Raw genomic sequence first — 6,945 nt, forward strand, 5'->3', positions numbered from 1 at the left:
CGAGGTGCCCGAGGCGCAGGTCTACGCCGTGCCCGTGGGCTTCAACGTCGTGCCGCTCGCCGGGTCGATCGTCGACGACGGCTCGCTCGAGACCGACGAGGAGCAGAAGCTGCGCAACGAGTCGCGCAAGATCCTGCACGCGCCTGAGCTGCGCGTGTCGGGGACCTGCGTGCGGGTGCCCGTCTTCACCGGCCACAGCCTCGCGATCCACGCGGAGTTCGAGCGCGACATCACCCCGGAGGAGGCGCTCGACCTGCTCAAGAACGCCCCGGGAGTCGTCGTCACCGACGTGCCCAACCCGCTCGAGGCGGCCGGGCGCGACGAGGTCTTCGTCGGCCGCGTCCGAGCTGATCAGGCGGCGCCCGAGGGCAAGGGGCTGGTCCTCTTCGTCGTCGGCGACAACCTTCGCAAGGGCGCCGCGCTCAACGCGGTCCAGATCGCTGAGCAGCTCGTCAAGCGCCGCGCCTGACCTCCCAAGCATCCGGTATGCCGCCCAGCCCGCTCGGCTGGGCGGCATACGTGTCTCTGTGGCTTAGTGCTCGTCGAGTGAGCTCCTCGTCCCAGGAGTCACAGCCTCGGGCTGTGACGGATGGGGCGGACGGCTCACTCGACGTGGGGAGAGCAGGCCGGCGCTGTGACGGATGGGGCGGACGGCTCACTCGACGTGGGGAGAGCAGGCCGGCGCTGTGGCGGATGGGGCGGACGGCTCACTCGACGTGGGGAGAGCAGGCCGGCGCTGTGACAGATGGGGCGGACTGCTCACCCGACGGTTGGGGACGGCTGGGACGGGGTTGTCGGGGTGGTCGCATAGGCTCGGGCCGTGAACGAGACCGGTGAGCAGCCCCGCCAGAGCCCGGCGCCCGGCTGGTTCATCTGCTTCGAGGGCGGTGACGGCGCGGGCAAGACGACGCAGGTGCGCCTGCTCACCGAGGAGCTCGAGCGGCGCGGCCACTCCGTCCTCGTCACGCGCCAGCCGGGCGGCACGCCACTCGGCCAGCAGATCCGCGACCTCGTGCTGCACGGCGACCACGTCGCCCCCCGCGCCGAGGCGCTCCTCTACGCCGCCGACAAGGCCCACCACGTCGACGAGCTGATCCGGCCGGCCCTCGACGCCGGCACGGTCGTCCTCACCGACCGCTACACCGACAGCTCGATCGCCTACCAGGGCGTCGGCCGGGACCTCGGCACCGACGAGATCCGGCGGCTGCAGCACTGGGCGGTCGGCGGCCTCTTCCCGGACCTCACGATCGTCCTCGACGTGACCCCGGAGGTCGGCCGCGAGCGCCGTGGCGACGTCCACGACCGGCTCGAGGCCGAGGCCGACGACTTCCACGCCGCGGTCCGCCAGGCCTTCCTCGACCTCGCCGCCCGCGACCCCGAGCGCTACCTCGTGGTCGACGCCGGCCTGCCACCGGCCGAGATCGCCGCCCGCGTCATCGACCGGTTCGACACCATCTGGGCTGCGACCCCGCACGGGCGCCAGCGGCCGAGCGGCAGCGAGCGGAGCGGCATACCGTCATCGGGGGAGCGGGGATGAGCGTCTGGGACGACCTCGTCGGCCAGGAGCCGACCATCGAGACCCTCTCGCGCGCGGTGCGTGACGAGGCGTCGATGACGCACGCCTGGCTGTTCACGGGGCCGCCGGGATCGGGGCGGTCCAACGCCGCCAGGGCGTTCGCTGCGGCACTGCAGTGCCCCCAGGGCGGCTGCGGCCAGTGCCGCGAGTGCCGCACCGCGCTCGACGGCACGCACGCCGATGTCAAGGTCGTCGCCACCGAGGGCCTCTCGATCGGCGTCAAGCTGGCGCGTGAGCTGGTCCAGGTGGCGGCGCTCCGTCCGTCGGTCGGCGCGTGGCGCGTCATCATCGTCGAGGACGCCGACCGCCTCACGGAGCAGGCCTGCAACGCCGTGCTCAAGGAGCTCGAGGAGCCGACCCCGCGCACCGTGTGGATGTTGTGCGCCCCCAGCCTCGAGGACGTCATCATCACGATCCGCTCGCGGTCCCGGCACGTGCGCCTGCGCACCCCGCCGGCGGCCGCCGTGGCCGAGCTGCTCCAGCGCCGCGACGGCATCGACGGGCCGATGGCGCTCTACGCCGCCCGAGCCGCGCAGTCCCACATCGGCCTGGCCCGCCGGCTCGCCCGCGACGCCAAGGCCCGCAACCGGCGCCACGACATCATCTCGATGGCGACGCGCATCACCGGGGTCGGCGAGGCGATCCTCGCCGCAGACAACCTCAGCAAGATCGCCGAGGAGGAGTCGGGCGCGGCGTCGGCCGAGCGCGACGCTGCCGAGAAGGCGCACCTGCTCGAGACCCTCGGCGCGGACCCGGCCGCGCGGACGCAGCCGGTGCACATCCGCTCGCAGCTCGCGGCCCTCGAGAAGGACCAGAAGGCGCGCGCCAAGCGCTACGTGCGCGACGTCATCGACCGGTCGCTCATCGACCTCGCCTCGATCTACCGCGACGCCCTCGTGCTGCGCCTCGGGGCGGACGTCGAGCTCGTCAACCCGGACGCCATCGACAAGGTGCGCGGCCTCGCCACCCTGTTCTCGGCAGAGCAGCTCCTCGGCCACCTCGACGCGATCTCGGAGGCCCGCGAGCGGATCAACGCCAACGTCCCGCCGTTGCTCGCGCTCGAGGCGATGGCCCTGCAGCTGCGCGTGCCGCGGAACCTCGGGATCTGAGCGCGTTACGGTTTCGCTCATGAGTCGTCGCAGGATCCGTGCCCGGGCCGCCGCTGCCGCCGGTGCCCTGGCGATGCTCGCGGCCGTCGGGCTCGCCGGCTGCACGTCCCCCGGGGGCTCACCGGTCAAGCCGACGGCGCCCGCCGACGCGGCCGCCGTGACGGCCGCGCCGACCGACTCCCTCGCCAAGTACTACTCGCAGCGGCTCGAATGGAGCACCTGCGACGGATCCTTCCAGTGCGCCGACCTCACCGTCCCCATCGACTACGCCGACCCCGCCAAGGGCGACATCCGGATCAAGGTGCTGCGCGTCAAGGCCCGCGACCAGAAGGACCGGATCGGCTCGCTCGTCGTCAACCCGGGCGGCCCCGGCGGGTCGGGCGTCCAGTACGCCGAGGCAGCCGACCGCATCGTGGGGCCCTCGGTGCGCAAGTACTTCGACGTCGTCGGCTTCGACCCGCGGGGCGTCGGCCAGTCCGCCCCGATCGAATGCCTCACCGACCATCAGCTCGACCAGTTCCTCAGCGCCGACCCGACGCCCGACGACCACGCCGAGGAGGAGCAGCTGCTCGGGCAGGCCAAGGACATGGCGAACGGCTGCGAGGCCCGCAACAGGGTCCTCCTCCCACACGTCTCGACCGTGGACGCCGCGCAGGACATGGACGTCCTGCGGGCCGCCCTCGGCGACCCGCAGCTGAACTACCTCGGCAAGTCCTACGGCACCTTCCTCGGGGCGACCTACGCCGAGCACTTCCCGACCCGGGTCGGCCGCTTCGTCCTCGACGGCGTGGTCGCACCCGACCTCACGGGCGAGGAGATGGCCATGGGCCAGGCCGCGGGCTTCGAGCTCGCGACCCGCTCCTACGTCAAGGACTGCGTCAACCAGGGCAACTGCCCCCTCGGCAACACCGTCGACCAGGGGATGCAGTGGCTGCGCGACTTCCTCCTACGGCTTGACTCGAAACCCATCCCGAGCGGCGACACAGCGGTTCCCCAGCTGAACGAGGCCTGGGCCTCCCTCGGTATGGCCGCCGCGCTCTACGACCAGGGGTCGTGGGGCATCCTCACCGACGCCCTCGTCGCGGCCCAGCAGGGCAACGGCTCCGACCTCATGCGGCTCGCGGACAGCTACGCCGACCGCGACCCGGGCGGCGGCTACACCGGCAACATCATGCAGGTCATCTACGCGGTCAACTGCCTCGACCGCCCCGACAGCCCCGACCTCGCGACCTACCAGCAGTACGCGAAGGACTTCACGAAGGTGGCGCCCACCTGGGGCGCGTTCCTCGCCTGGGGCAACCTGCCGTGCGGGGTCTGGCCGGTCAAGGGCGGCGAGGGCCCCCGCAAGATCTCGGCCAAGGGCAGCGGCCCGATCGTCGTCGTCGGCACGACCCGGGACCCGGCCACGCCCTACCAGTGGTCGGTCCGGTTGCGTGACCAGCTCGCGAACGCCTCCCTCATCACCTTCGACGGCGACGGCCACACCGCGTACATGCGCTCCAACAACTGCGTCAACGACGCGATCGATGGCTACTACGTGCAGGGCACCGTGCCCAAGGACGGACTGAAGTGCTGAGTGACGACCCGCAGCCCGGTGACCTCCCCGGGGCGTCAGACGAGCCGTATGCCGCTCTCCGCCGGATCGCTCCGGACGCGCCACCGCGCGAGGCGCAGGCAGACACGGCCCCGCTCAGGGCGGGAGTTCCCGAGCCGCTGATGCCGGCGGTGCCGCCACCGGAACCGCCGGCTCCGTCTGGGCCGCCGGTGAATGGGCCGTCGGCGTCCGAGGGGCCGGCGTTCGGGGGCTCAGCGCCCGGGCCGGCGGCACCGCCTCCTGCGGGCGCGCCGGTTCCGCTGCACACCGTCCCGTTGCCCCCGGCGCCGCAGGGGCCGGGCCCGGCGCCCCGGGTGCGGCCGGGCTGGTTCAACCCCGTGGTCGCCGTCGTCGCGGTGTTCGCCCTGCTCGCGGTGGTCGGCCTGGGCGTCTGGGCGTTCCGGCCCGTCGACCTGCCGCCGGTCGCGATCCAGACCCCGAGCCCGACCGGTCCGTCCACACCGTCGGCCCCGCCCACCTCCGGCCCCTCCGCCACCACCCCGGCGCCCGGGAGCACGGACCACCCGCGCGAGCTCGACCGCTTCTACGGCCAGCGGGTCTCGTGGTCGCCGTGCGGCGACTCCTCGAACCACCAGTGCGCCAAGGTCAAGGTCCCGGTCGACTACGCGAAGCCGGCGGGTGACACCTTCACCCTCGCCCTGCGCAAGGCGCCCGCCACCGACCCGTCGAAGCGGATCGGCTCGATGCTGATCAACCCCGGCGGCCCCGGAGGCTCGGGGGTCCAGTACGCGCAGTACGCCCCCTTCGTCTTCAGCAAGAACCTGCGGGCGGCCTACGACATCATCGGCTTCGACCCTCGGGGCATCGGGCAGTCGGACGCCGTCGGGTGCCTGACCAACAGGCAGATGGACCTCCTCTTCGAGGACGACCCGACCCCGGACACCCCGGCCGAGCGGCAGAAGCTGCTCGCCGACAACGACGCGATCACGAAGAGCTGCGCGACCAGTGGCGGCGAACGCGCGCGTCACATGAGCTCGACCGAGGTCGCCAAGGACATGGACATCATCCGGGCCCTCGTCGGGGACAAGAAGCTGAACTACTACGGGGTCTCCTACGGCACCTTCCTCGGCGCGCTCTACGCCGACCTCTTCCCGAAGCGGGTCGGGCGCTTCGTCCTCGACTCGGCCATGTCGCCGAACCAGACGGACCTGCAGCAGACGCAGTACGACATCCAGGGCTTCGAGTCGTCGATGGACGCCTTCATCGCCTGGTGTGTGAAGCGCGACGACTGTGCGCTCGGCCGCGACCCGAAGGCGGCCGCCGGCAAGATCGTCGACCTGCTCGACCGGGTCGACCGGCAGCCGCTGCGGACGACCAAGGGCGGCCAGACGAGCATCGGCGAGGGCTGGGTCGGCTTCGCGATGTTCATGTGCCTCTACTCCAACACGTCCTGGCCCACCCTCAACCGGGGCCTGGCCCAGGCCCTCGACAAGGGCATCGGCGACATCCTGTTCACCTACGCCAGCCAGGTCCTCGAGCGCGACGCGACGGGCAACTACGCCGACTCGACCTACCTGCAGGCCATGATCCCCGTCCGGTGCGCCGACTGGCCCCGCACCCCGGAGACGCCGGCCCTCGAGGCCGAGCACCGCAAGCTCCAGGCCGCCCACCCGCTCTGGGCCCGGATGACCGGTGAGCTCTTCGACAACTGCAGGACCTGGCCGACACCCGGTCGACAGCCGACGGGCAAGACCATCGGGCAAGGCGCTCCGCCGATCCTCGTCATCGGCAACCTGCGTGACCCCGCGACGCCCATCGGCGGCACCAAGCAGCTCGCCAAGGACCTCGCGTCCGGTGTCCTCGTCACCTCGGACAACGACGGCCACGGCACCTACCTGTCCGGCAACAGCTGCATCGACAGCGTCGTCGACGGCTACATGGTCTCCGGCACGGTGCCCAAGAACGGCAAGGCGTGCTGAGGCACCTCCGCACCCCGGCGGCGGGCGTCGCCGTGCTCGCCGTCATGTTCGCCCTCGCGACGGGCAGCACCACCGGGCAGCCCGGCACGACGAGAGGCGCGACGGCGACGAAACCCCTTGAGCGGCATACCGATCCGGAGACACCACCCGGCATCACGTTCACCCAGCCGGTCAAGGCCAACCCACCAGAGCTCAAGACCTTCTATGCGCAGCACGCCGTGTGGGGGAAGTGCGCCCGCGGCTGGGGCGACTGCGCGACCGTCAGGGTGCCGCTCGACTACGACGCGCCCGGTTCGGCGACCGTGTCGATCAGTCTCTACCGGGTGCCTGCCGGGCTGCCCGCCAAACGCAAGGGGACGCTCTTCATCAACCCCGGCGGCCCGGGTGGCTCGGGGACCGACTTCGCCCGCGAGGCGCACCGTTACCTGGGCGAGGGCGTGCGTGCGGTGTGGGACGTCGTCGGCTTCGACCCGCGGGGGATCGGCGAGTCGGGCGGCTTCGACTGCCTCACCGACAAGGACCTCGACGAGCTGTATGCCGCTGACCCCACCCCAGCCACGCAGGCTGAGCGCCGCGCGCTGGAGGAGGCCGATCGCGCCCGGCTGCGAGGCTGCGTCGCGCGGGGCGGGCCGCTCGCGCTCCACATGGGCACCGAGAGCGTCGCCCGCGACCTCGACATCCTGCGGGAGGCGGTCGGGGACGAGCGGCTCAACTATGTGGGGGTCA

General features: G+C 72.1%; 5 protein-coding genes and 1 pseudogene. All 6 read left to right on the forward strand.

Annotated elements, in window-relative coordinates:
• Window positions 1-469, forward strand: a 469-nt coding sequence (locus tag ACTHJJ_RS00570) for an Asd/ArgC dimerization domain-containing protein (protein ID WP_440300994.1), incomplete at its 5' end; no start/stop codon positions are given.
• Between the two features lie 351 nt (window positions 470-820).
• A complete protein-coding gene (tmk, locus tag ACTHJJ_RS00575) occupies window positions 821-1,537 on the forward strand; it encodes a dTMP kinase (RefSeq protein ID WP_440300995.1) in 717 nt (238 codons plus the stop codon).
• Window positions 1,534-2,685 carry a DNA polymerase III subunit delta' gene (locus ACTHJJ_RS00580; RefSeq protein ID WP_440300996.1) on the forward strand — a complete coding sequence of 384 codons (1,152 nt, stop codon included), beginning with the start codon at window positions 1,534-1,536 and terminating at the stop codon, window positions 2,683-2,685. The genes tmk and ACTHJJ_RS00580 overlap by 4 nt, the downstream gene beginning before the upstream one ends.
• Window positions 2,686-2,704: 19 nt before the next feature.
• Window positions 2,705-4,261, forward strand: a complete 1,557-nt coding sequence (locus tag ACTHJJ_RS00585) for an alpha/beta hydrolase (RefSeq protein ID WP_440300997.1) — start codon at window positions 2,705-2,707, stop codon at window positions 4,259-4,261.
• Between the two features lie 293 nt (window positions 4,262-4,554).
• Window positions 4,555-6,219: an alpha/beta fold hydrolase gene (locus ACTHJJ_RS00590; protein WP_440300998.1), complete on the forward strand. Its 1,665-nt coding sequence runs from the start codon at window positions 4,555-4,557 to the stop codon at window positions 6,217-6,219.
• Window positions 6,213-6,945 (forward strand): annotated as a pseudogene (locus tag ACTHJJ_RS00595) (alpha/beta hydrolase); the annotation flags it as partial. The gene ACTHJJ_RS00590 and the pseudogene ACTHJJ_RS00595, both read left to right, overlap by 7 nt.

Source organism: Intrasporangium sp., assembly GCF_051961875.1.
Taxonomy (GTDB): Bacteria; Actinomycetota; Actinomycetes; order Actinomycetales; family Dermatophilaceae; genus Intrasporangium_A.

What these genes read in the sequence shown, in the direction of transcription:
- ACTHJJ_RS00580 (WP_440300996.1), top strand. Translation starts at nt 1,534, where the DNA reads ATGAGCGTCTGGGACGACCTCGTCGGCCAGGAGCCGACCATCGAGACC.
- ACTHJJ_RS00585 (WP_440300997.1), top strand. Translation starts at nt 2,705, where the DNA reads ATGAGTCGTCGCAGGATCCGTGCCCGGGCCGCCGCTGCCGCCGGTGCC.